Here is a 23828-nt window from a genome sequence, read left to right on the forward strand (position 1 = left end):
CTGTCTTTTTAATACGTCTTCATCGTGACCTTGCTGATCTGCGGATTCCACACAGAGCCGCCAGTGTTGTTCCAGCGTATTTTGACATAGTTGACGCCATGCAGGCCGCTGAGGCTATACGTGTATTTCTTCCAGTCGCCCGAGCCGCCTGTGATCGAAGGCGACGCCGCCGTCCAGGTCGTACCGTCCGGAGACGTATACAGCGTGAACGCCGACACGCCCTCGGAAGGCCAGAAATAAGTGACCGCCGTGAACGAGCTCATGCCGATCTGCTTCCAGACGACCTCTTCATTCGTCTTCGTCGTGCGCTTCGCCCGCGAAGTATCACCTTCAAATTTGGCCGTATTGGCCGTATCAAAATTCAAATTCGCCGTATGGCTGTACGTTTTGCTCCAATCGTTCAAATCGTCTACCAAGGTGAATCCGCTTACTGGAATCGCTCTGTCCTTCGCCGGATTCGTATTGCTCACGCCCCAGTCCGTACCGACGCCGGGACCGTACAGCGGAAACGGTTTCGAACTCAGGAAGGAAGGCACCGACGGCAAATACAAGGACGCCGGAATGTTCGATGACGAGCTCAGCGAGCCCCAATTGATCGTCCCGCTCGTCAACTTATTCGCGCCCAAATAATGGCCGGAACCAGCTGTCGAAACGCTGCCCGATATGTTGCCGATCATATTTTGATTCACCGTCGAGGTATTGTCCGTGCCGATTTTGCCGGTTGCATAGTTGCGGAACCACGTATTGCGGGGGCCTGTCGCCGTCATGGCCGGATCGCCGGTCTTGGAATTATCCGCAAAGCCTTCCCTGAACGTGTTGCCTTCAATCAAATTCATATAGGCATAATTCGCATGAAAAGCCATGTCATTATAGTCCGTGTATGGCGCCTCTAACGAGTTGTAGCTGATGACGGAGTGGTTCGCACCAAGCTGAAGCAGGATGTGGTGGCGCAGATCCCATGTTTTGTTATCCGTCACACGCACGTTGGTCGACCCATTATTGACGATGCCATACGCATAGCCGCCAACATTTTTAATGAAAGCATCATGCACAAAGTTTCGTTCAATCACAATGTCTTTCGAGTTGTCGATCGAGATGTGGCCCCGGCCGCTGATGACGGATTCAATGTCTTTAACATAGCCGTTCGCCGTCCGACTCAGCGAGAGATTGTTCGTGTTCTCGATCGTCGGCTGCACAGTCCGCACCAGCTTCAGCTTCTCCACGCCGACGTTCTGCAGCAAGTTCAGCTTCTGCACCATCGGCGTTTTCGCCGCCGGATAATCCAGCCCGATCTTCATGTCGAGCGTCAGCGTATTGCCGCTTTTGCCTGTGATTTTAACGATCTGCGATTCGGTATAAAAGCTCCAAGCCACCCTTCCGCCGGATAAATAGAGTGACACATAGTCACCAACATTCAGTGTGGACGCATCTGCCACTGTAATTGTCTGGCTGCCTGCCGCCTGCGAACCGCTCACCGCAATGGGCGAACCGCTTAGGCTTCCGTCAAAGCGCAGCTCCGTATTCAGATTCGCCCCGTCTCCAATGAAAAAGGTCGTTTTCGTCAGGCCGTTGCCGCGAAGAATAAGATCCCCGCTTGTGATTGAAAGCGGCGTCTTGAAATAATACGCGCCGTCCGGGAAGTACAGAATCCGTCTGCCTGACGTGCTGCCGAGCAAGCTTTGCACCGCCGCCGTCGCATCTACACTTGCATCGTTGGCAGGCAAGCCGTACGACGTCACATTGAGCGTCGTCCAACCGCCCGGATCCACCCACGATGGATTCGGAAAACCGGCAGCAGGCATAATGCTTGTGGGCAAGTCGCCGTAATCAAAGGCAGAAACCGAAAGCGGCATCGCCGCCAGCAGAGCCCCTGCAAGAAGCACACTTTTCATCAATAACTTGGCTTTCATTGTAATCGCTCACCTCATTTTCATGTATGGAATGGATGACTGATCCCAAGTTGCACGACCTGAAAAGCGCTGCTCACCTCCTTTCCGGCTTTTACCACATGCTCTGACCGAATCTGCGCGAAATGGTGTTCGCGATAACGACAAGCGTCAGACCTACCGCCGATTCAAACAAACCGAGCGCCGTCGATAAGCTGAACTGCCCGTTGCGAAGACCGATATTATAGCTCCATACCGAAATCACATTGGATAAGTCGGAAACGACCGGATTGCTCAATACGTAAATTTGATCAAATCCTACATTCATGACGCGGTCCATCGACAGAATCAGCATCAGTGCAATGACCGGGGCGATACCCGGCAGGGTAATATGCCACATTTGCTTCCACTTATTCGCGCCGTCCATACTGGCCGACTCATACAGGCTCGGATCGATAGAGCCAAGCGCCGCCAAATAAATGATGGCTGAGAAACCCGTCTCTTTCCAAATGCCCACTCCCAGAAAAATCGCCAGCCAAGAGCCTTTCTCATACAGAAACGGAAAGCCCTCTCCTGTAATCATTTTCGAAATCGAAGCCATGATGCCATGCTCCTGCGCAAAGATCAGCACAACAAAGGAACCGATGATAACCCAGTTGAGAAAATGAGGGAAGTAGACAAGCGTCTGGACCGTCTTTTTAAAAAACGATTTCCGTACCTCATTCAGCAGGATCGCCAGCAAAATCGGAAACGGAAAGCCGACGAATGTGCTGAGCAGAGAGATAATAAACGTATTGCGAATAATTTGAACGATGTTCGGGTTGTTGTATAGCAGCTTGAAGTTATCGAGCCCTGACCACGGACTGCCCCAGATGCCGTCGGCGAGATTATAGTTCTTGAAAGCGATGACCAGCCCGCCGATCGGTACATATTTGAAAATGACGAAGTACAGCAGCACAGGTACGAACATGAGATAGAGCGGGCTGTTGAGCGCCCAGAGCTTCTTTTTTGAATACAGCGGTGTTGATTTCATGCGGGAAAACTCCTTTCAGTTGCGAGCAAACTTCATTTGACATCCCCTACTTTACGAGCCTCGCGCTGCCGCCGCAATACACAAGAATCCGGTATATGCCAATCTCGAAGCAGCAAAAAAGCACCCGCCCCAAGGCGAATGCTTATGAATTACGAGTTGCGGTGCAGCTTCCGGTAATCGCCCGGCGTCATCTGCATCATCTTCTTGAACATGCGGATAAAAGAAAGTGCGTGCACGTACCCGACTTTCAGCGATACGGCTTGGATCGGCTCGTCCGTTTCTTCGAGCAGCCGCTTGGCATATTGAATGCGCAGCCGGGCCAGATAGTCCACGAATTTTTCCCCGAGCTCCTGCTTGATCACCTGGCTGACCTGTTTATCGTTCATATCAAATGCTTCGCCGATCATGTTCAGCGATAAATCCGGATTATATAAATGATCCTCGATAAACTTTTGCATTTGGCGGATCAGGACGCGGTTCGAGCTGTTTTCATGCAGCTCTTTCAGCCTTGCGTATTCCTCCGCGAGCAGCCCGAAATACCGCTCTGCCAGTTCATCCAGCAGTTCATGATGCTCCAGAATCGCCAGCAGCGCCGGATACGTGTCTTGCTCCCATCGCTCCTTGTACGCAGCATGCAGCTCTTTCATCGCTTGATTTAGTTGATAGTTCATGTACTCCATCGTAATGATGATGTCATCCTGGGCCGCATGATCGTCGCGCAAGTGCTGGATCAAGCTGGTAAATGCCGTCTGCCATTCATCGTTGCCCTGCTTGTACATGATCACCATGCCGCGAACGGATTGCAGGCGATTGTAGACGTCGCCATCCTGCTTGGGCTTGACTTCCAGGAAATGAATCACCCGGCTGAAGCCCAGCACCGTTTTATATTTCAGCGCGGTTGCGGCCTCCTCGTAAGCCAAGGGGATGTCTTCGCTTTGCTTCACGGAAGAACTGAGCCCCGTCGTCACGGTAAAATGCAGATGGCCCTGCACCCAGCCGTGCAGCTCTTCCAATAGAGACTTGGTGGACAGGCCATCCGTCTCCACGTGATGAAACAGGAGCACCCCCAGCCGATCGCTGTCGATCCATTCCGCCCAGGCGACGAGCGCATGCTTCTCAGCCATTTCCGTAATGACGCTTTTCAGGGCAAATTTCAGCAAGGATTGATCCCGCTGGTTGTACCGCTCGCAGAACTGTTGAAATTTATCCAGCTCAATGACCGCCATCTGCAGGTTCGCCGACTCCGCCGGCAGCCGATAGGCGTCAAGCTGCTCCTTCCACGCCTCCGGTGCGAGCGGTTTGTTGCCTTGAATCAGCTCCATGAAAAGCACCTGTTTGCGATACACCATGTCCTGCCGGTGCTTTTGCTGGAATTCATTCGTCTGATCAATGAGCTCCGTGATCGCATTCTGGATAAAATGAAACTCGTCCTTCCCTGCGGAAGCTTTATGCAGTGCGCCGGCGCGGACTTGATTCAGAATCGATTCCACAGGACGGTAATGCGTCCTGGAGGCGTGGATGATCCACCAGATCCCGATGATCAGCATCACAATCGTGATGAGAATCCAGCCGATATAAAGGCTCGAGAACAAATATGTGAAGCCGCCTTCCTTGAGTCCAATCTGCATCTCCCAGCCGGTATAGGCCGATTTCATCGAGCCTGACTGCAGCGCGCGCGAGCTTTCGACGGCCGCCCCTTGACTGTTGATGGTGTGGCCGCTTTCATCCAACACGCGGATAAAGCTGTAATGCGAATAGCCCATCTGATCGATCATTTTGGAAATATAATCCACACTGACATTGATGACAATGAACCCTCTATCACCGGTCAAAAGCGGGGCTCTGCGCACCAAGCTGACGACGCTTTTGGGCTCCTCGTCAAGATATTCCGTATAGCCGCGAATCGGCGTCCATGCCGCAGGCGGACCGTTCTGAATGATATTTTTTAGAAATTCCGCATCCCCAAATACTTCCAAAGGCACAATCAAGCTATTGCTCAGCACCTTGCCATCCGTATTGCGGTACAAATACGCCGACGCAATTTCCGGCGAGCCCGACACAAGCTGCTCCAGCTTGGTTGCCGGCAGCGCGATACCGTTATAACGATCCCCTTCCGGAGCAAAATAAAAGCTGTTCAAGCCCTCGTTCGTGTTCAGCTCCCGCAGCACGGTTAAATCGATCTGTTTTAACGTGCGGTCGAGATTGCCCATCGCTTGCTCCATAAAAATGACATTCGTTTTCTTCGATTGACTCTGTGTAATGTAGTTGGCAAATACAAAAAAGAGGCCGGATAAGACGAAAACGATGATCACAAAAACAGGGATGTAGGAGATCAGCAATCGGTTAAACCAGTTTTTCTTCGATAGCATGTCCACCGCTCTCTCCTTCACGGAATAATTGCCTTCATTGTAACCGGATTCCCGAGCCCTGCAAATACACGTTTTTCAGGCATATACATTTTTCGGTTCCCATGCAAAAAAACCGGCGCAGAGCACTCGCTCCGACCGGCTTTCATTCAGCTATTTGACCTCGTAAATGTCGTTAACCGTGATGGCTTTATCTTTATTCGTTTTGTACCAATTCTGGAACCATTCGTCGACTTTGGAGCCGCCGGCTTTCGTCCAGATGTCTTTGGCGTTCTTGACCGCCTGCTCCGGCGTCATATTCGGCGTTACAATCGCCTTCACGTATTCGTCCGGTGTCCCGATCTTGGAAGCGGCGATTTGGATGTTCGGCACGCTTTGCACGATCATATCCAGATCTTTCGGCGTGGACGGAACATCAATGAAGTAACCGGATGTCGGACGCTCAGGCGCAATATACAGTTTGCGAGCTTCCATCAAGATGCGTTTGATTTCCTTCTCGGCTGGCTTGCTGTCGCTCAATGTATCGAGGCGGGAATCGCATTTTTGCAGCACGCTCGCAGGCGCGGATGAAATCATGCTGTAATCGCCGGCATAGCTGCGTTCTTTTTTATTTTTATCTGGGTCAATTGTCTGCGCGCAGCCGTTAGCATCCAGCTTGTAGTGCTCGCCCTCAATGCCCCATTTCAATGCTTTGTACGTGCTTTCTTTCTCCAAATAATCAATATATTTGATAACGGAAACCGGATCTTTCGCCTTCGCGTTCACAACTGCCGCGTTCTGAATCGGCGCGCTGAGCGGCGGGCTGAATTGGCCGAAAGGGCTCTTCGGCAGCAGAATCGGTGACAGCTGTGCGTTCGGGTCGTTCTTCATCAGCGTTTCCATTTCAATGGTTGAAGGAAGTGGGCCGACATAGAAGCCAAGCTTGCCGTTCAAGAAATCGCGCTTCGCCTTATCCCCATTCGTATCCGCCGCAAAGTCTTTGTCGATGACGCCTTCCTGGAACATTTTCTTCTTGAACTCCAGACCAGCCTGCTGATTCTCCCAAGCGTACTGAATATTGCCATCCTTCAGTGTATAGTTCGAGAACACCGGCACGCCGAACATGAAATCAATCACTTTGTTGTTGTAGCCGCCGCCCAGCGACAAGCCATATGTATCGTTCTTCCCGTTGCCGTCCGGATCTTTCTCGGTGAACGCCTTCGCCACTGCCATCAGCTCATCGGTCGTTTTCGGCGCTTCCAGTCCGAGCTTCTTCAGCCAGTCTGCCCGCACGAGGTACACCCAGTTCACGTCCAGCTTGGCCAGCACTGCAATGTCATACAGCTTGCCGTCCGCACGCGTGCCGTATTTGCGCAGCAGCGGATATTTTTGCAGCAGCGCCTTGTACTCCACACTGTATTTGTCAATCAAGTCATCCAGCGGCAGCAGCTGCTTGGACTCATACCACGTGCTCCTGTTCTTGCCGTCGTAATCTTGAATAAGATCCGGCGCTTCGCCAGACGCAAACATCACATTGAGTTTATCTTCCGGCTTCGTCCGCGGAATGGGAACGAATGTCACGTCGACAGGGCCGTTCTTATTGATGTACGCTGTCCAACGGTTTTTGTCGAGCGTGCCTTCCTCCGGCACCATGTTGCCGCGATCATAAATGGTCGTTGAAATTTTACCGCGTTTCTCCGGCGCTGCCGTGCCCTGAGCCTTCGTGTCTCCGGAAGCAGCAGGGGGGGCGCTCCCTTCTTCTTTGCCGCAAGCTGCAAGCAAGCTGACACCGGCAAGCACAACAGCCAGTACGGAAAGGGTGATCAGTTTTCTTTTCATCGATGTGACCTCCTTATGGATAGACGACCTTGATGGTCAGCACAGGGCCGACCGGTTCGCTTGCCCCTACTCTAGCCCCATGCTCCCAGGCTTCACAATATACAAGAATCGCTGTATAGCGCTTTCAAAGGGGATATACGATTTTCGGTGATATGCGCTTTTCCGCTCTATCCCTTGACCGAGCCGATCATCACCCCCTTCACAAAGTGCTTCTGCACGAATGGATAGACAAGCAGCATCGGCAAAATCATGACAATGATCCCGGACGACTTGATCGATTCCGGCGTAATTTGAATCGACTCTTCCGGCCTAAGAAACTGGTCGACCTGCAGCATGCTGTTCATAATCATCTGCTGCACGATGACTGTGAGGTTCATCTTATCCGGCGAATTAATATAGATGAGGACATTCTGGAACATGTTCCAATAGCCGACGGCGTAGAACAAAATCAATGTGGCTAGCGCCGGCAGTGCCAGCGGCAAATAAATCCGCGCAATCAGCAGCCATTCGCTGGCCCCGTCCATGCGGGCCGCTTCATCCAGCTCGGCGGGAATGTTCTCGAAGAACGCTTTCAGGACAAGCGTATTATACACGGAGATTAGGCCAGGCAGCCACAATGACCAGTAGGTGTTTACCATGCCTAACGATTTGACCAGCAAATAATTGGGGATCAGCCCCGCGCTGAACAGCATCGTGAAAATAAGCAGCAAGGTGTACATTTTACGTCCGACAAAATAACGCTTCGACAGCGGGTAGGCTGCTAGCACCGTAAAGGCGATGCTCAGCAGGGTCCCGATGATCGTAATGACCAGGGAATTGCCGAACGCCGGCAGTATGCGCGTGCCTTTGAACAGCAGCTTATACGACTCGATGTTCCAGCCGATCGGCCAAAGCGAGACGTGGCCGGATAGCACCGCCGGCTGATCGCTGAACGACAGCGCCAAGAGGTGAACCATCGGCAGCAGGCAGCTGATCCCGACGATGCTTAACAGCACATAGTTGAATACGTAAAACAATTTCTCTCCAGGTGAAGCTCTCATGGGAATCCTCCATCCACTCGTAGATATATCCCCACTGTAAAAGGTAGGCCGGGCTGACGGCAATACACATGATTCGGGTATATGGCCTGCGGGAGCCCGTCAGCTCATCTTGCGGAACGAGGCGCCGCTATTCCCCTGAATTTCGCCGATTTCAATAAGCAGCGGAGCGAGGAAGCCTTAATCAGGCCTCTGGCCTGTCATATCGCCCAAAATGACGCAAATAAGGCCTTCTCGCTCCCTTTGCAGTGAAAATACGCCGAATTCACGCAAATAGTGTCATGACGTTCCTTTATGTCAATAGCGCCAAGACAAGCTGCTAACGAAAAAAGGATGGTCATAAGTCTGACCATCCTTGGATTATGGTTCGTATTGATGGCGGCTTCTTCTGCCCGCTTCACCTACACAGCAGCCGAACTCCCTACCGCCGCAAATTCCACTCCGCCGTCCCGTACTTCTCGCGGACGAGCTGCTCCGTCAGCTCCACCTCGTACGGCGTGAGCGGCGCTTCCTCCAGCTCGACGCCGAGGCCGGCGGCGATTTCCCGGCGGAACGCGTCCTCGACGTCCCGCAGCGTCACTTCCGGCTTCGCCTGCGCGCGCAGCAGGTCGTTGATCGCGACTGCTTTTTTCACGAAGCTCGCTTTCATCCGCTCCGCCACCTTCTCATTGGCGAAGCGGAGCAGACGAAACAGCTGGTCAGTGTCCATGTCCAGCAGAATCGAGCCGTGCTGCAGTACGACGCCTTTCTGCCGAACCTGCGCGGAGCCGGCGACTTTGCGCCCCTCGACGACGAGCTCGTACCACGAAGGAGAATCGAAGCAGGCCGCCGAACCGGCCGACGCATATTTCTCCTTCTCCTCCTCGCTCGCCAGCTGAACCATCTCCGCTTGCAGGCCCAGTGCGCGGAAGCCCCGCAGCAGCCCTTCGCTGAGCACCCGGTACGCCTCCGTCACCTGACGCGGAATGCCTGGGTAATCCTCCGCCACGATGATGCTGTATGTGAGCTCCTTATCGTGCAGCACCGCACGCCCGCCAGTCGGACGGCGAACGAAGCCGATGCCTTCGCCGGCGACCGCTTCTTGGTCGACTTCGGCAGCCTTTTGGAAATAGCCGATTGACAATGTCGGCGGATTCCAGCCATAGAAGCGCACCGTCGGCGGAGCGAGCCCCTCGCTATGCGCCGTCAGCATTGCTTCGTCTAAAGCCATATTTTCAGCAGGAGAACGGTCTCCCGTGTGAATGAATCTCCATTTGTTCATCGAGCCTCATCTTCCTTCCATTCCATCCTGATCATCATCCCTTATCATAGCACACAACGCCCCGGGACCGGAAAACTCTTACATGGCAAAGTTATGAAAGGCCGGCGAATGGACATACTAACACGTATTCGACAAAAATCGTTTAGGAGGGCACGCCCATGCGTCACATCCAACCTCAAGAGAACATACGCCCCATTCATAAACAGTTGGACATGCATATTGACCGGGACTGGTTTACGGAGCTGGATAACCGCGAGCGGAGCGGAGGCCCCTGGGACGATTGGACTTTGTATCAGCTTGCCTACGAATCGGAAGAGTCGGGCCTGATCTCATCTTTTGACGACATGCTGTGCCTCGGGCAGATTGGACAGCTCGAACCAATGCCCCATCAGATCGAAACCGCAAGACGCGTGCTCAGTGAGATGAAGGGCCGGGCGATTCTGGCCGATGAAGTCGGGCTTGGGAAAACGATTGAAGCCGGTTTGATTTTAAAAGAATACATGATCCGCGGTCTTGTCCGCAAAACGCTTATTCTCGTGCCCGCCTCGCTGGTCCTTCAGTGGGTTCGGGAGCTCAACACCAAATTCGGCATTCCCGCCGTTGCGCAAAAGAAAGCCTATATGTGGGAACAGAACGATATCGTCGTCGCCTCCATGGATACCGCCAAGCGCGATCCGCACCGGGACATTGTGATGAACATGGAGTACGACATGCTGATCATTGACGAGGCCCATAAGCTCAAAAACAAAAAGACCTCCAACTACGTCTTCGTCAACGAGCTGCGCAAAAAATACTGCCTGCTCCTGACCGCAACGCCGGTCCAGAACGATATGAAAGAGCTGTACAACCTCATCACCTTGCTTAAGCCGGGACAGCTCGGGGGGCAGCACAACTTCAAGAACAATTTCGTGGTCGGCAAAAGAACGCCGAAAAACGAGCACCAGCTCCAACAGGAGCTCTCTAAGGTTATGATCCGCAACCGGCGCGGAGACGGCGGCGTGCATTATACGAAGCGTGTGGTGAAAAACATCCCCATCACGCTCTCGCCTGACGAGCAAGCGCTGTACGATGGCGTCACGAATTTTGTACGTACCCGGTATACCGAAAGCGCCGGCGATTTGACCAGCATGCTCTCGCTGATTACACTGCAGCGGGAAGTCTGCAGTTCGCGCGACGCCGTTTTTATTACACTGGTCAATTTATTCAAAAAGACGGCTGAGGACTCCCCTGTCCGCGCCAAAATCTGGGAACTCGTCGAGCTGATCCGCAGCATCAAGGCTAACTCCAAGGCGGAAACGGCGATGAAGCTCATTGAGGAAATCAATGACAAGGTCATTATTTTCACGGAGTACCGGGCTTCGCAGGAGTATCTTCTTAACTATCTCAAAGAGCACAAAATCACGGCCGTCCCGTATCGCGGCGGCATGAACCGCGGCAAGAAGGACTGGATGATGGACCTTTTCCGCAATCGGGTACAGGTGCTGGTTGCCACAGAGGCGGGGGGCGAGGGCATTAACCTGCAATTCTGCCACAATATGATCAACTTCGATCTGCCGTGGAACCCAATGCGCGTGGAGCAGCGGATCGGCCGGGTGCACCGGCTAGGTCAGACGCACGACGTGAACATCTACAATCTGTCCACGACGGGCACGATTGAGGAGCACATCCTTTCCTTGCTGCACGAAAAAATCAATATGTTCGAGCTGGTGATTGGGCAGTTGGACACGATTTTGGAGAAAATCGAGAAAAAAGGCTCCATCGAGACCTCTCTCTTCCGGATGGCAATGGAAGCGCGCTCGCGTGAGGAGCTGCGCCGCAAAATCGATGAGCTTGGCCATTCGTTCACCGAAGTCCGCGAGGAAGTGCAACAGAACGCGGCGCCCCGCCCTGCCTATCAGGCCATCCTTGACCGGGTCAGCGGCGCTGGACATGCGGAGGTGCAGCCATGATGAACAAGCGCAACGTGCATTCGTTTGTGATGCGCTTTCTGGAAGCGTATAACTGTACGATTCTGGAGAAATCGCCGGCTTCCGTCACGGTGAAGCTGTCGCCCGAAGCGGACCGCGAGATGACGGGCCGCCCTTATTATTGGAGCTTCGTCGAGCGGACCGGCGCGGCGCCGGAGACGATGACGTATAAGTTCGTTTTCGACGCGGAGGCGATGAAGCAGGAAGCGAAGCCGAAAGTAGCTGCTGCGAAAGCGCCCGCGCCCCCGGGAAGCAGCCCTGGTGCTAGCCTTAGTCCTGGTCCTGGCCCTAGCGTTGGCGCTAGTGCGCCCGCCGGGCAGCCTGAGGCAGGCGGCCAGAGCGGCGACAGCATTCTCGGCCGCTACTTCGGCTTCGTGCCGACGCAGATCGCGACGCGGGTACCGCAGGAAGACGTGACGTTCGGCAGCCGCCGGCTCGACCAGTTGTTCGGCATCGTGCGGGAAAAGGGCCGATTCATTCATTTGTTCGAGGAGCCGTTCCCTACGGGGGCGACGACGCACGGTCCTCTCGTGTTTGACACGTGGTTCTGTGTCAACTACAAGGTGGAGCTGGCGTGCGACACGAAGCGCACGGAGATTCACTCGCTGGGGATTCAGCTGAGCAGCGGCGAGATCCGGGAGCATTTTCACAAGCAAATGCTGACCAAGAGTCTATCGCCGAAGCTGCCGATCGGCAGTCATATTTTGCCCAGCACGATCACGCTGCCGAAAGCGACCAATCTGCTGGAAATGATGCTCGAGCGCAAAATCAGCGCCTACGACCACAGCTGGGCAGACGAGGCCAATCGGCAGCATCGCAGCGAAATCGACCGTGTCGAGTCGTATTACAACAGCCTGCTGCTCAGTGCCGAACCGAAAGAGCGGGATGATATCGAGCAGCAATGCCGCAACCGGCTGCAGGAGATCGACTGGCAGTACAAGCCGCGCATTGTCGTTTCCGTCATTAACGGCGGTTTGTTCCATTTAATTGCTTCCCGATTTCCCAGAAAATGACGCGAGTCGCTAAAACATTGCAAGGAAGGCGTGTCAGGTTGCAACAATCTTTTTATCGCCTATCTTTTACAATAGAGTTATAGAATACAAGATTCGCCGTCAGGAGGAATTCTTATGAAGCTGTCCACGGCATTCGCAGCAGCCTGCCTCCTCATCTGCAGCCTGGGTATCATGCCCCTGCACTCTTCGGCAGGCGATTCCGTCAAGCAGCCGGAAATAGCCCTGGAGCAGCCTGCCGCGTCGGACAATCCGTCCGAACGCACAAGCGCAGCCCCGCTCTCCGATACAATTCGCCAGTGGCAGTCGACAATCGCCGAGGAGCTTGACAACGCCAGTTGGAAAACCGCTACCTGGCAGAGCTACCCGCTTGGGCCCGGAACGCATGGCTGGGTGGTCATCCTTACCGATCAAGGCGCGGAAGTTGGCTATATGATCGTTCACGCCGCCGAAGATGGCGGTTATCGCTTGACGGAATACGGCACAGGCGACCATCCGTTATTTAGCTTAAGCACGTTGTATCAGTCTTTGATACAACAGGAACTTATTTCTTCTTCCATTACGTTTGAAGCGTTCGTGCAAGATCCCGCTGTGATTCAGGACCGGTTGTATGCAGGAACGTTGACCTCCGTCTGGAAGCTGTCCCTGCCGGAGCAGACGGTATATGCGGATGCCAAGTCCGGGGAAATTTTGCCCCTGACGAAAGACCCGGTACCCGCAGCTGACGAATCTCCGAAACCCTCGTCGCTGACGCATATCGCCCATCAAGTGGTGCTGCCGGCCTTTGATCCCTACGACCGCCTGCCCTGGATCCAAGGCACACCGATGGCGGTCGCTTCGCTCGGGGAGCTCCAGCAGGAGCTTCAAGAAGACGAAGAAGCCCAGCTTACGTATGTAACGAAGCTGTACGGCGGGCAAGTGACGATGCCGCTGGCGGTCATGGGCTACACGGAGTGGGATGCCGGTCCGACGTACCTGGTGCTCGATCATAACGGCCCGCGGTATATTCCGCTTCCTTCCGCATTGGCGCAAGGGAGCCTCTATAACTAGCACAAAAAAAGCCTAAAACCTGATTTAGGTCTTAGGCTTCTTTCGCTTGCTGGGCAGCTTTACACTGCCGAACATCATTCGCGTCGCAAACGGGATCATACCGAACCAACGCGTCTGCCAAGGCTCACGCTGCTGCTTCAAAGACGCTTTCGCCTGCTGGCGAACTTCTTTCGGTGTATCGATATACGTGACAACCCGCTGGGTTATGTATTTGACAAGCTCATCGCTTTTCGCCATGCTATCCACCTGCCTTACCGCCTAGTATGCCCATTACCGCAAGGGACTAAACGCCGCAATAAGCCAGGCAGGTGGAGCCAGCCAAGCGATTGAATTAAGCGGGACGCCCGCCGCTTTCCGCAACGATTTTATCCGCAAACGATTTAATTGTCCCGCAACCGAGCAGCATCGGCTTATTGTCACACTGCAGGAGCAGCGTCTGCGCATTCGTGTCCCATGCGTACTGAAAGCCAACATTCATCCCGACGACGGTGATCATAAATTTGCCCGAGGCTGCATTTGGAATCGAAAAGCCTTGCCTTCTGCCGACCTGTTGCAGGGCTCTGAATACCGAAGACGTAATCCCTCTGTACATCCATGTGCTGCAAGCCGCCATAGGTTGGTTCACTCCCTCTCATATCAATTCCTTTTAATTGTATGAACCGCGGCCCAGATTCGTGCCTGCTTTACGCAAAAGTCATTCGTACCAAAGAGAGAGGTGCCCAGTCAGATGCCGAAAGAAATGCTGCGAACCGAGCAGTTTTACATTCAAATGGATGAATTGAAGCATACCTTGGAAATCGGATTTACGGGAGAAACCAACGAGCCGCTGCGGTCACTAAACCTATCGCACGCTGAATTAACCCAGCTGCTGTATACCCTGCTGGATGTCAGTTCCGTTTTCCGCGGAGATACCGCTTATTTTGAACCGAAATCTGGGCAGGCGTCCGACGTATGATCTACCATACAACACCAAAAAGCACGATAACCGCTTCACAACTGCTGTGAGGGGTTATCGTGCTTTTGTTTTTGGTGACGTTGCCTAGTTCCGGTTGAATCCCGCAATCGAGGCAATGAAACGCAGAATATACAGGAACAGGTTGATAAAATCAAGATAAATATTCAGCGCGGCCAGCGGAACTTCCTCCGCCGCAACTCCGTCGCGATACTGCGCCACATCATACAGCACCCAACCGCTGAAAATCAAAATCCCGACCATCGACCACACGAGGTTCGTCATCGAACCGAAATTCACGAACATGCCGATCACGCTCATGAGCACCAGCCCGATCGTGCCTGCGAACAAGAACCCACCCAGGAAGCTGAAATCCCGTTGGGAACGGTGCGCGTAGAACGCAAGTCCGCCAAAGATCGCCGCCGTCGCAAAGAACGCACCGGACACGACGTTTGCGCCAAGCAGGCCGCCGTATACCATGATGACGGGATACAACGTCACGCCGGAGATGGCCGTGAAGGTGTAGAGAAAGCCGTAGCCGATGTTCTTGCCGCGAATCCGAATGATCAGCGCGGCGATCAGCATGCCGACCTCAACAATAATAAAGAGTGTGACCAACGAAGGCGGAATAACCATCGCGCCAATCAACATGCCGATGAAGGACACCAGCAGCGACAAAGCAAATGTCTGCAGCACATGCGCGAAGCTGCCTTGCTGCGAAACCGTAACCGTTCTTTCCATAGAACGTCAACTCCCTTAGGAAAAATTGTACAATCTATGGTATGTATTATAGCTGAGTTTCATGTGAGTTGCTACCGCTACAATCCGATTCCCCCACATATTTCAACTTATCCGGATTTCTAACGAAAAACAGGTTGCGTACAACGCCATTCTCCACATAAATCAACCCTGCCGTGTGGACGCCTCCGCTTGATCGAAGCACAATGCCGTAATTGCCGTTGATTTGACGTACTTCTGCCAACACTTCCCCATGAACCATGGCACTCTGACGCACCGGACCGAGCAGGAAGCTCGCCACTCTATCCCGTGTAGTAATTGGTTCAAGCGCAGCCTGCACCTTGCCGCCTCCATCGGAAACCAGGACGACCTCCTGATCAAGCATGGCGAGAATTTGCTTCATATTTCCTTGCTTGAGCGCCGCCAAAAAGGTTTGAACCCACGCTTGACCGGCTCCGTCATGAGGCGCCAGCTCCTCTTGGCGTAGCCCCATTTTCGCATTCGCACGGCTGAACAGCTTACGGCAATTGGTCTCGCTTTTATCAAGAAGCTCCGCGATCTCCTGATAGTCGAAGCCAAGAGCCTCGCGCAGCACAAACACACTTCGTTCCGCCAGGGATAACCGTTCCAGCAGCACGAGCATGGCGTAGGACAAGAGATCCTCGCGGACGACCGATTCCATGGCATCTTCCTCGGAAGTGAGAAACGGCTCCGGCAACCACTCTCCGAAATATTCCTCCCGCTTCTTGCGGGCCGACTTGTATAAATCCCGGCAGCGATTCGTGACCATTTTGCATAGATACGCTTTCGGATTAGCCAGTTGTTCTGGATGAACTTCCATTGCTTTCAGAAAAACATCCTGCACGACATCCTCGCTGTCTGAAACCGATCCGGTTAATTGATAAGCAAGTTTAAATAACAACCCTTTATACTGTGCATATAATTCATTCATAGCTCCATACCATCCTTGATGAGTGTCTATTTCGCATGCCAATCGTTGTCCCTATCTATAAGACGACAAAGGGGAGCGATTTGTGACACGGCGATGGCAGGCTGAACGAGCGGCGGCCTCGACTCCCCGCACATGTCACAGAACAGACGACCACCTCGTTATATGTACGAGACTGTAAAAAAACAAAAAGAGAGGTGTGTCCCCATGACACAACGAGTAAATTACATGCAGCAATCTCCGGAATTTTTCAAAAAAATGATGGAGCTCAGCAATGCCGAAAAAGATAGCGCCATTGAAGAAAAAACGCTTCTTCTTGTGCACATTCGCGCTTCCCAACTCAATGGCTGCGGCTTTTGCCTCGACATGCACATCAAACAGGCCAAAATCCATGGCGAAAGCGAGCTGCGGCTCTATCATCTCCCGATCTGGCGGGAGTCGAATCTGTTCCTCCCACGCGAACGCGCTGCGCTGGCATGGACCGAGATTCTTACCAAGCTGCCTGAGCACGGCGTACCCGATGAGGTATACGATCGTGTTCGCACCCATTTCTCCGAGAAGGAACTTTCGGATCTCACTTTCTCCGTGATGGCGATTAACGCTTGGAACCGCATCAACGTCGCATTCAAAACCGTACCGGGCTCGGCGGATGCGGCGTTCGGGTTGACGAAGGCTGGGTTGAAATAATCTAGCGGTCGTCGTGTCGATCCCACTGCGAGATTCGGTTAACAGAAAAGGGATGTCACCCAGCCATGAATGTGGCTGGGGGCATCCCTTTTTTCATAAACGGTCTTACCCCATATGGATCCCGCCATTTACATATGTGCACGTGCCCGTAAGGAAACGACTCTCTTCGCTCGCCAGAAAAGCAATCGCGCCTGACACATCATTCGGCACAGCCACACGCTGCAGCGGCGTCATAGCGGCAATTTGCTGCTTGACCGAAAACGGCGTATCATTCGACGCTTCCGTCTGGACTAGTCCCGGGGAAATGACGTTGGCCGTGATCCCGTACGGGCCGGCTTCCAACGCTACATATTTGGCATAGGCATTCAGCGCCCCTTTGGCGGTGCCGTGCGCGGACATATACGGCAAAGCAGTATCCGCTGCTCCGCTGGAAATGTAGATAATTCTTCCATATTTTCGTTCAACCATGCCGGACAGAACCGCCTCTGTTAATGTAAACGCAGCTTTCATTTCATCGTTCAGCTTCTGTGCCAGCTCCTCCCACTGCAGCTCGATCAACGGCTTCATCACAAAGGACATATGTGCATTGCTGACCAAAATATCGATACCGCCCAGTGTTTCTTTGATGTGAGCCACAGCCTCTCTCACCTGTTCAGGCTCCCTCACATCCGCCTGTGCCAATTCAGCCGTCCCTCCTGCTTCGCGGATCCGGTCCACGATAGCTTGCGCAGCATCTGTCTGCCGCACATAATTGATCGCCACCTTGGCGCCTTGCTGAGCCAGCATCAACGCCGCAGCCGCCCCAATTCCCCGGGCTCCCCCTGAAATAAAAGCAACTTTCCCCTGTAAATTCATCATTCTGATTTCCTCCTCATCATAGATAAGATGCTTTCCCGGTCCGCGTTCCGTTGCCTACATCGGCTTGACAATCATAAACAGAATTAAGACAATGCCGAGAATCGAAGCCGTGTTATACAGCCGATTCGCTTTGGCAAGAAGTGCCGTTTTGTTCGTCGCTACCCCCGGATCATTCTCTGCGTCATCGCCGATATTGAGCAATTGCATCAATTGGTTCAGAACAGGCCCCAGCATCCCCACGGCAACGATTTGAATCATCACATAAAGAACGAGAGAACCCAGAATCCATAGGTCCGAGAAATTCCAGCCCGTTGCAGCAACAAGCGCCACGCCCGAAACAACAGCAATCGAACCGCCGATCTTCGGAAAATAGTTAAGCAGACCGAACAACGCCAGCGACTGTTGGAGCTGTTGGCTGCGCTGCTTCTTCCTAAGTAAAATATGACCGAAATACGTTGGTCCGATGCCGATAATCGCTGAAAGCACATGAATCCATATAAGCCATTCCATCGTTTACCACTCCTTATAATGTGTTCGGACACTATGACGCTTTCGCCCTCCCTGCCATTGAATTTATCATGAAGGGTTCCATCTTCGGAATTATACGATCGTATAGTTTCTGGTCAATTTGCACAAAGACACACCGCACAGCAAAATAAACCCACACCGCAAGTAGGGTGTGAGCTTATTCGATGCCGCTACAAGATGAACAAAAATGTGCCAAAAGGCTAAAATAAAAACAACCCCTCTTCGAATTCATCAAAGAGGGGTTGTTTTTTAGGATGCGGTCAAGAGGACTCGAACCTCCACGGGGGGTTAGCCCACACGGACCTGAACCGTGCGCGTCTGCCAATTCCGCCATGACCGCATGTCTCAAAAAATCTTGCTTAACCAATATACCACGCAAGCAATGGCTCGTCAACAAATCTTTCACATGAATTTCTGTATAAATTGCGCCCGCTCTCCTCACCCTACATCCAAAGGAGGGATGTCCCATGAATGAAGAGGAAATCCAAGAGCTTGAGCCTAAATACACCGCCAACGAACGCCACTTGAGCGAAGGCGAAGCCGAAGAAATCGTGCACGAGCCGAATTTCCGAAGTGGCAGCGATGAAGACGATCTGGCCGAGATCGATGCGCTGGCCGTCGGTCTCGCCTATGGAGTTTTCCGGCGCCAATAGCAAGGAGTCGCATTAAGGGGGGCACAGTGTCGCGCAGAGCGCAGACGCTGTGCCCTTCCCCATTACAGCCGCTGCACGGCCTCGCTGTACTTCATGCCCGACGCAAGGATCGCCTCATACACGGTGCGCCCGATAAAATACCCGAGCGTCGTCGCCGTCCCTGCATAGTGGTACGTCGGGCCTTGCCCTGTCGCCGCGATCAGCACGGCGTCGGTCGTTGTCCCTGTCGCGGCTTCGCCATCGATGGTGATGCCAAGCGCTTGCAGCGCCGCGGCCTTCGCCTCGGTCGCGGTAATGACAGCGTTGACCATCGCGGCATCGGTCAACGCGCCTTCCACCACGACGATCGTGTTAATCGTCCCGATCGTCTCCAAAAACAACCGCGACGCGTCCTGCGACGCCCCCGCGCGCGCCTTATTGCCGAGGCCGACGGTGACCCAGGCCTCGACGCGCAGGACGGCCACTCCCGCCGCCGTCTTCTCCTCCGGCCACACTATAGCATGGTGGCCGACATCCGCGACGTACGCGGCCGTGAGCATGCCCGCCGTCGCCCCAGGCTCCAGACCTTCCCGTTCCAGGAAGGTCTCCATCTCTTGCAGCGGGTTCGGCTCGTTGTAAAACTTGCTCACCTGCCGGTTGACCAAGTGCCGATGCCAGCCGAACCCACCGCCCCACGGCGACGAGTTCAGCGTGCGCAGCGGATGGTCAGCGTCAACCCGCAAGTACTCCCCATGCGGCGAGCGTACCAGCTCGGCGTGAACTCCCCCAGGCGCAGCGCTCGATTCCCGCTCATTCCTCATCGTGCGACAGGTCGTCCGGCTCGACGGGATCCTGCGGGAGCATGTATTCCGGCGGACGTTCCGCCTCGTACGGCTGGTACACGTAGCCGCGGCCCAGCTTGACGACGCGGCGGTTCTTTTTTCGAATCATGACGGTTTCATCATCCCAAGCGACGACGGAGCCCCGCACATCATTGGCCGGGCTGGCATCACGAATCACACGCAGCAGCGTGCCTTCCACACGGTATGTATCTAACTGTTCATCTGTAATCAACGAAACCACCTCCTGGATGCATGGGCGAACGACCAGCCCACATCTTGTGTTAAACTTTGTTCCCGTTTAGCATACACCATTTTCCGAATCCGCGAAACGTTACATAATTAGGCTGGGAATAGGCTAACTTAACGGAGAAGAACCATGACAGCAGCAGGCAAAGCGCAACCTAACTACGACCTGTACGGGAGGCAACCTGACGATGAACGAAGTCAAACGAACCTACTATATCAACGTCGGCACCGGCGAAGTGCTGGAAGATCCGACCACTCTTGACGTTCAATTTGAAATCCAGGCAACCGAGGAAGACATCGCCAAGCTGCAAGAGCTTCTTGAAGAAGTCGACAACACCTCGCAAAACAGCTACGGCGCCACCTGGTTCCCTTGGCAAGTCTACTATTCCGTTCCGCAGGATCAGGAATACGATTATTATTTGACCGAAGTGTACCGCGCCATTCACCGCCTCGGCAATGAACACACCAGACGGCATATTGAAAGCATGAATGTTCTCAATCAAGGGGTATAACGGCAAAAGGCCAAAGATTCCACAATCGGAACCCTTGGCCTTTCCACCTTCGTATATGAACAATTAACTGACATGCTCCTTGGAATCATTCGTCTCAAACCAGAAATCAAGGACTTTGCTTGACATCACACGTTTCTTGATATATTCCGCTTGACTTGCCGAGAATTGCTGCTCCCACTCGTAACCCAGCTCTGTGCAAAGCTTCACGATGGTTAACAGTTCGGACCAAGCCACATAGCGCTTATACCAAAAAAATTGAGGATGTTCGATCATATACGGATACAGATCGTCAAACTCTGTATGTTTACAATCTAATGCTCGTTCAAAATGCGTTTTCGCTTCCTCAAGCTTCGACATAAAATATTCGAATGAACCATTTTCGATACCCATAGATGCCAGCCTCCTCTCTTACCTTGTAACCATTATAAAGGATAAATCGTTTTCAGGGAAGTAGAAGTCTCCATGTAAAATCAGTCAAATGTCACGCGCCCGCCTTCGAGCGAGGCAATGCGTGCCAGAGATTCAACGCGAATGCCCTTCTCGCGAATCGAATTGCCGCCGGCTTGGAACGATTTTTCCACCGCGATTCCTACACCGACCAGCTCAGCGCCCGCCTTTTCCACAATGCGAATCAACCCGCGCGCCGCGTCGCCATTGGCGATGAAATCATCGATGATCAACACGCGATCCCCTGGATGCAGCAAATGAGAGGACACCATAATGTCCGTCACAATCCCTTTTGTAAAAGAAGGTACACGCTCGCTGTACGTATCTTGGTCCATTGTCAGCGTCTTTTTCCTTCTCGCAAAAATCATCGGTATTTCAAGCGTAAGCGCCGTCGTATACGCAATTGGGATCCCGGAGGATTCCACCGTCAGCACCTTGTCCGGCTTGGTTTCTCTGAACAATCTGGCAAACTCTCTCCCCATTTCCAGGACCAGAGCAGGATCGATCTGATGATTCAATATCGTATCGAGCTTTAATACCTTATCCGAAACCACGACGCCGACTTCTTGAATCCGCCGTTTTAACAATTCCATGGACATTACCCCCTCTGCCTGTCTAATATGAGTAAATTACCATATCGACAACACTCGTTTCAAGTCAAAAATAAAAATGTCGCGAAGATTGAAACTTTTTCCTTCATTTAACTGTCTATACTTATACAGAAGAAAAACACGCTCTCATTTCGTTCTAGAATTGCTCACATTTGGGCATCTAGATGCATTGAAAATTAGGGGATAAACGGTATGATTAAGACAGTCGTCATTTTTAGTTGACATGGTCCTAGTCTCGCGGAAAGGATAGATCGCCTTGAACAGCCTCATAAAACCTATTATACAAGGATGTGTGCCGGTAGCGGTCCTATCCGTTCTTGTAACGGGATGCCAGGATGCGTCTGCCCCATCTCCACTCGCATCAACCTTGCCTGTCTCTACCTCGACCTCTTACGAATGGCAAGACGAGCCTACGCCGACAATCGCTGTCGCGATGCCTACCGCAACGCCGAGTCAGGAAGACAGCAAGCAGCATGAAGCACAGGTTGCCGGAGCCTCGTCTGCAACGACGCAGGAAGTCGATGTGCCGCAGTCGATTGTGAATCCGAAAACGACACCGAAGCCGAATGTGAAAGCCGAGAATGCTTATCAACAGGAAAAGCCTACACTCATGGGCGTCAAAATAGGAAGTGCCAAAGGCGACGTCGTCGCACTCTTCGGTAAAGCGAGCAAGCAGTTTGCCATGGAAGAAGACGGGATCGAAGTGTATGACTACGGCGACTTCTCCTTTGGTTTTACAAGTAAGGGGACCGTTGAATTCGTCGACGTCCACTCCGGCGATATTGATCCGGGGCTGCACGGCTTGCGTATTGGGCAGCAGGTGCAGGATGCCCTCTCGATTCTGGGTAAGCCGGATGCGAAGACCGCATACATGCTCTCGTATAAATCGCAGGGCACCGTGCTGAGATTGGATCTGGATCCCAAAGACTCGACGATTCAGTCGATCAAGTTGTTTAGCGGGCAGTAAAGGAATAGCTGAACACGAAAGAAGCCGCCTTACCCGGTAGTTAGCCGAGCGAGGTGGCTTTTTACATTACTCTCTAGAACTCCATAACATCCTCTTTCAACACCGTGCAATGCTCAATCCGATACGACTCTCGCGTATCCGCCTGCAAGGCGTGGAACTTGATCCCCTCCAGTGTAAGCCGCTCCACATGTCTGACATCCATAAACGTCGTCCGACTCCAGGTCGGATAGTAGTTCTCGGAGACGAGGTCGGGATGCTCGAATCGCATGTCCCAGACTTTTGGATAATCTGCCGGAATGTCCTCGTTGTTGACGCCGCCAATGAACGTGTATGTGAGATGTTTGAGCGTTAGATCGCGGATCGGATGGCTTTCGCAAGCATCGACGCGGATCCCGTTAAAAGAAGGGCAGCCCATCACATCGTCCGTGAAACGGTAATGCGTCTTGTTCATCTCTTCGTCATCCGTTGCGATGATGTCCGACAGCAGAATGCGTGCCATCGTCCCGATCTCCGGCATCGCATCAAGACCGATGGATGAACCGATGACGTCCAGACGGTTATTCAAAAGGATAAAGATCGGCCGCGTCACATTGCGCATCACGAGCCCCTGCGCCACAATGTCCGTGATGCTGCCGCCTTCGGTACACTCGATCTTGATCCCCTCACGCCACACGTTCTCGAACGTGCAGTTATGAATGGTCACATTGGAAATATCGCCGACCGATTTCAACCCGATCCGAATACCTGCGCAAATGGACGTAAAATGGCAGTTAGCAATATGGACATTTTTCATCGGATACGCCTTACTGCTGGCCTGCAAACAGAGGTTATCGTCAGTTCCGAGAATTCGGCAATTGGAGATGAACACGTTTTTGCAGCCGTCATAATCCAGACCGTCCCCGTTATACCTGCGATCATTGCGGATATCCAGCCCATCGCACCAAATGTTCTCACTGTCGAGAAAAGCGGTCGTCCACGCCGTCGAGTTGTGCAGTCGAAGACCTTTCACATGAATGTGCGCGCATCTCAAAAAACGCATCATCATCGGACGGTCGATCGTCCCCTCATTCGGAAAGCATTCCGCATTACCATTAATCTCACCTTGGCCAATAACGCCGATATTCGTCGCATCCTCCGCGTAGATCAAGCACTTGTCCATATCCTTCTCGTTCACATAGCGGTTATAATGCGTCCCCTCCGCATAATCGCAAATGTCCGGGTTCGCAAGCAGAACGGCCGAAGCATTCACCTGTAAATAGATGTTGGATTTCAAAAAAATCGTGCCGCTGACGAACGTTCCGCCCGCCAGGACGACTGTACCGCCGCCCGCTTCCGCACAGCGATCGATCGCCTGCTGAATGGCCGCCGTATCTACGGTGGTTCCATCGCCAACAGCCCCGAAATCTTTTACATTATACATATCAAGCAATT

The 23828-nt window shown here is 53.0% G+C and carries 25 protein-coding genes and 1 tRNA gene; 8 read left to right on the top strand and 18 right to left on the bottom strand.

The window, feature by feature from the left end; translation table 11 throughout:
- Positions 1 to 8: 8 nt before the first annotated feature.
- From ABE504_RS09030 to ABE504_RS09055, 6 genes are all read right to left on the bottom strand, one after another.
- The gene (locus tag ABE504_RS09030; RefSeq protein WP_430087345.1) at positions 9 to 1910 is read right to left on the bottom strand and encodes a glycosyl hydrolase family 28-related protein; all 1902 of its coding nucleotides are present in this window, start codon (positions 1908 to 1910) and stop codon (positions 9 to 11) included.
- 91 nt (positions 1911 to 2001) lie between these two features.
- The gene (locus tag ABE504_RS09035; RefSeq protein WP_430087347.1) at positions 2002 to 2919 is read right to left on the bottom strand and encodes an ABC transporter permease; all 918 of its coding nucleotides are present in this window, start codon (positions 2917 to 2919) and stop codon (positions 2002 to 2004) included.
- Between the two features lie 149 nt (positions 2920 to 3068).
- Positions 3069 to 5288 (bottom strand): helix-turn-helix domain-containing protein, encoded by a 2220-nt coding sequence (locus tag ABE504_RS09040; protein ID WP_430087349.1) that lies wholly within the window; start codon positions 5286 to 5288, stop codon positions 3069 to 3071.
- Positions 5289 to 5438: 150 nt separating this feature from the next.
- Positions 5439 to 7103, bottom strand: coding sequence for an extracellular solute-binding protein (locus ABE504_RS09045; RefSeq protein ID WP_430087351.1), 1665 nt, complete (start codon positions 7101 to 7103; stop codon positions 5439 to 5441).
- Positions 7104 to 7270: 167 nt separating this feature from the next.
- Positions 7271 to 8143, bottom strand: coding sequence for a carbohydrate ABC transporter permease (locus tag ABE504_RS09050; protein ID WP_430087353.1), 873 nt, complete (start codon positions 8141 to 8143; stop codon positions 7271 to 7273).
- A gap of 418 nt (positions 8144 to 8561) precedes the next feature.
- The gene (locus ABE504_RS09055; protein ID WP_430087355.1) at positions 8562 to 9401 is read right to left on the bottom strand and encodes a lipoate--protein ligase family protein; all 840 of its coding nucleotides are present in this window, start codon (positions 9399 to 9401) and stop codon (positions 8562 to 8564) included.
- Positions 9402 to 9559: 158 nt separating this feature from the next.
- Between ABE504_RS09055 and ABE504_RS09060 the strand changes: the two genes are divergently transcribed.
- The 3 genes from ABE504_RS09060 to ABE504_RS09070 all read left to right on the top strand — a co-directional run bounded on the left by ABE504_RS09060 (position 9560) and on the right by ABE504_RS09070 (position 13428).
- Entirely contained in the window at positions 9560 to 11350 is a 1791-nt protein-coding gene (locus tag ABE504_RS09060; protein WP_430087356.1) for a DEAD/DEAH box helicase, read from the top strand.
- Entirely contained in the window at positions 11347 to 12381 is a 1035-nt protein-coding gene (locus tag ABE504_RS09065) for a YqhG family protein (RefSeq protein WP_430087358.1), read from the top strand. Before ABE504_RS09060 ends, ABE504_RS09065 begins: the two co-directional genes overlap by 4 nt.
- Before the next feature lie 114 nt (positions 12382 to 12495).
- A complete protein-coding gene (locus tag ABE504_RS09070; RefSeq protein WP_430087360.1) occupies positions 12496 to 13428 on the top strand; it encodes a hypothetical protein in 933 nt (310 codons plus the stop codon).
- Positions 13429 to 13452: 24 nt separating this feature from the next.
- On the opposite strand, the gene ABE504_RS09075 is transcribed toward ABE504_RS09070, so the two are convergent.
- Together ABE504_RS09075 and ABE504_RS09080 are read right to left on the bottom strand one after the other, a co-directional pair.
- Positions 13453 to 13665, bottom strand: a complete 213-nt coding sequence (locus ABE504_RS09075; RefSeq protein WP_430087362.1) for a YqzE family protein — start codon at positions 13663 to 13665, stop codon at positions 13453 to 13455.
- 94 nt (positions 13666 to 13759) lie between these two features.
- Entirely contained in the window at positions 13760 to 14041 is a 282-nt protein-coding gene (locus ABE504_RS09080) for a hypothetical protein (RefSeq protein ID WP_430087364.1), read from the bottom strand.
- 114 nt (positions 14042 to 14155) lie between these two features.
- On the opposite strand from ABE504_RS09080, the gene ABE504_RS09085 reads away from it, so the two are divergent.
- Entirely contained in the window at positions 14156 to 14383 is a 228-nt protein-coding gene (locus tag ABE504_RS09085; protein WP_430087365.1) for a hypothetical protein, read from the top strand.
- Positions 14384 to 14467: 84 nt separating this feature from the next.
- Here the strand turns inward: ABE504_RS09085 and ABE504_RS09090 are convergent, their stop codons facing one another.
- Positions 14468 to 15121 (bottom strand): Bax inhibitor-1/YccA family protein, encoded by a 654-nt coding sequence (locus ABE504_RS09090; protein WP_126140616.1) that lies wholly within the window; start codon positions 15119 to 15121, stop codon positions 14468 to 14470.
- Positions 15122 to 15167: 46 nt separating this feature from the next.
- Entirely contained in the window at positions 15168 to 16070 is a 903-nt protein-coding gene (gene sigJ / locus ABE504_RS09095; protein ID WP_430087367.1) for an RNA polymerase sigma factor SigJ, read from the bottom strand.
- A 204-nt stretch (positions 16071 to 16274) separates the two neighbouring features.
- Here sigJ and ABE504_RS09100 point away from each other — a divergent pair, with 204 nt between their 5' ends.
- Positions 16275 to 16754, top strand: a complete 480-nt coding sequence (locus ABE504_RS09100; RefSeq protein ID WP_430087369.1) for a carboxymuconolactone decarboxylase family protein — start codon at positions 16275 to 16277, stop codon at positions 16752 to 16754.
- 105 nt (positions 16755 to 16859) lie between these two features.
- Here ABE504_RS09100 and ABE504_RS09105 read toward each other — a convergent pair whose 3' ends face one another.
- The 3 genes from ABE504_RS09105 to ABE504_RS09115 form a co-directional block, all read right to left on the bottom strand.
- Entirely contained in the window at positions 16860 to 17612 is a 753-nt protein-coding gene (locus tag ABE504_RS09105; RefSeq protein WP_430087371.1) for an SDR family oxidoreductase, read from the bottom strand.
- A gap of 54 nt (positions 17613 to 17666) precedes the next feature.
- Positions 17667 to 18122 (bottom strand): DUF2269 family protein, encoded by a 456-nt coding sequence (locus tag ABE504_RS09110; protein WP_430087373.1) that lies wholly within the window; start codon positions 18120 to 18122, stop codon positions 17667 to 17669.
- A 273-nt stretch (positions 18123 to 18395) separates the two neighbouring features.
- Positions 18396 to 18480: transfer RNA gene (locus ABE504_RS09115), tRNA-Leu, on the bottom strand.
- A 127-nt stretch (positions 18481 to 18607) separates the two neighbouring features.
- On the opposite strand from ABE504_RS09115, the gene ABE504_RS09120 reads away from it, so the two are divergent.
- Positions 18608 to 18793, top strand: a complete 186-nt coding sequence (locus ABE504_RS09120; protein ID WP_430087375.1) for a hypothetical protein — start codon at positions 18608 to 18610, stop codon at positions 18791 to 18793.
- A 62-nt stretch (positions 18794 to 18855) separates the two neighbouring features.
- Here the strand turns inward: ABE504_RS09120 and ABE504_RS09125 are convergent, their stop codons facing one another.
- Entirely contained in the window at positions 18856 to 19593 is a 738-nt protein-coding gene (locus tag ABE504_RS09125; protein WP_430087376.1) for an adenosylcobinamide amidohydrolase, read from the bottom strand.
- On the bottom strand, positions 19583 to 19846 hold the full coding sequence (locus ABE504_RS09130; RefSeq protein WP_430087378.1) for a hypothetical protein: 264 nt from the start codon (positions 19844 to 19846) through the stop codon (positions 19583 to 19585). The genes ABE504_RS09125 and ABE504_RS09130 overlap by 11 nt, the downstream gene beginning before the upstream one ends.
- Positions 19847 to 20048: 202 nt before the next feature.
- On the opposite strand from ABE504_RS09130, the gene ABE504_RS09135 reads away from it, so the two are divergent.
- Positions 20049 to 20372, top strand: coding sequence for a hypothetical protein (locus tag ABE504_RS09135; RefSeq protein ID WP_430087380.1), 324 nt, complete (start codon positions 20049 to 20051; stop codon positions 20370 to 20372).
- 63 nt (positions 20373 to 20435) lie between these two features.
- Here the strand turns inward: ABE504_RS09135 and ABE504_RS09140 are convergent, their stop codons facing one another.
- Both ABE504_RS09140 and ABE504_RS09145 read right to left on the bottom strand, forming a co-directional pair.
- Positions 20436 to 20762: a hypothetical protein gene (locus ABE504_RS09140; protein ID WP_430087382.1), complete on the bottom strand. Its 327-nt coding sequence runs from the start codon at positions 20760 to 20762 to the stop codon at positions 20436 to 20438.
- 80 nt (positions 20763 to 20842) lie between these two features.
- On the bottom strand, positions 20843 to 21412 hold the full coding sequence (locus tag ABE504_RS09145) for a xanthine phosphoribosyltransferase (protein ID WP_126140626.1): 570 nt from the start codon (positions 21410 to 21412) through the stop codon (positions 20843 to 20845).
- Positions 21413 to 21686: 274 nt separating this feature from the next.
- On the opposite strand from ABE504_RS09145, the gene ABE504_RS09150 reads away from it, so the two are divergent.
- Entirely contained in the window at positions 21687 to 22397 is a 711-nt protein-coding gene (locus tag ABE504_RS09150; RefSeq protein WP_430087384.1) for a hypothetical protein, read from the top strand.
- A 73-nt stretch (positions 22398 to 22470) separates the two neighbouring features.
- Here ABE504_RS09150 and ABE504_RS09155 read toward each other — a convergent pair whose 3' ends face one another.
- A complete protein-coding gene (locus ABE504_RS09155) occupies positions 22471 to 23817 on the bottom strand; it encodes a glycoside hydrolase family 28 protein (RefSeq protein ID WP_430087439.1) in 1347 nt (448 codons plus the stop codon).
- Between the last annotated feature and the right edge of the window lie 11 nt (positions 23818 to 23828).

Source organism: Paenibacillus oryzisoli (assembly GCF_050467285.1).
GTDB lineage: Bacteria > Bacillota > Bacilli > Paenibacillales > NBRC-103111 > Paenibacillus_E > Paenibacillus_E oryzisoli_A.